The organism is Vibrio sp. Isolate23 (assembly GCF_022398095.1).
GTDB lineage: Bacteria > Pseudomonadota > Gammaproteobacteria > Enterobacterales > Vibrionaceae > Vibrio > Vibrio coralliilyticus_A.
Map to the genome: position 1 here is coordinate 1 of NZ_JAKEUV010000028.1, position 825 is coordinate 825.

An 825-nucleotide genomic window follows, 5' to 3' on the forward strand; every position below is an offset into this window, starting at 1 on the left:
TTTATTTATCAATTAAGCTTAACTTATATTGATATTTTTATTATTTTGAAATATTTAATGAAAAAATAATTAAACTTAATGTCATGAAATTAAAATGTCGTTTAACCAATATCTATTGCTATTAATATTAATTAGTAGAGATTGTTTTGTGAAAAAGGAAATTTTGGCATTGTCAATAGTATTGACATTAATGGGTTTTCAGGAAGAGGATAATACTATCTCCCTAACGACAAATGGAAAAATTGATTTCATTATTCATCCATACCTTCAGATGCCTACTAGTAATAGTATGACGGTACGTTTTGAGGCCTTGGATGAACATACTCAAGTTTGGGCTAGGCCTAAGGAAATCTCTGAGGAATTTATTATTGTAGAGGCAGATTTGATCGATGAATCTATTTCTAACACTAAGACAGCCGTGCTCAATGACCTAAAACCATCAACTGTGTATGAGTATTATATCGTTGCTCTTAACTCACAGGATGAAGGAAAAATAAAATCCAAATCTGCTAAATACGCCTTTAAAACTTTACCAGAGCAAGGGAATAGCTCAGAACTTAATATTGTTGCGATAGGCGATACTCAAAATGGTGATACGATTGGTGTTCTGAGCGATGTCGTTAATAAAGGGATCATTTCTTACGCATGTGAAGGGAACGAAGCCACATGTGCAGATAATAGGCGTTGTTGACCAAATTGATGGAACCTTTCCGTTAACCAACGATCTGATCCTTTGAGAGTAGGGCAAAGGCGGGATCAGATGGGTAAATCGAAGAGAAAAATCACCAACTGGAAAGAATACAACCAAGCGCTCGTAAACCGAGG

Annotated in this window: 1 protein-coding gene; it reads left to right on the forward strand. The window is 34.9% G+C overall.

Annotation, left to right across the window (positions count from 1 at the left end):
* Positions 1 to 148: 148 nt before the first annotated feature.
* Positions 149 to 691, forward strand: a complete 543-nt coding sequence (locus L1D31_RS22450) for a fibronectin type III domain-containing protein (protein WP_239839145.1) — start codon at positions 149 to 151, stop codon at positions 689 to 691.
* The last annotated feature ends 134 nt before the right edge of the window (positions 692 to 825 follow it).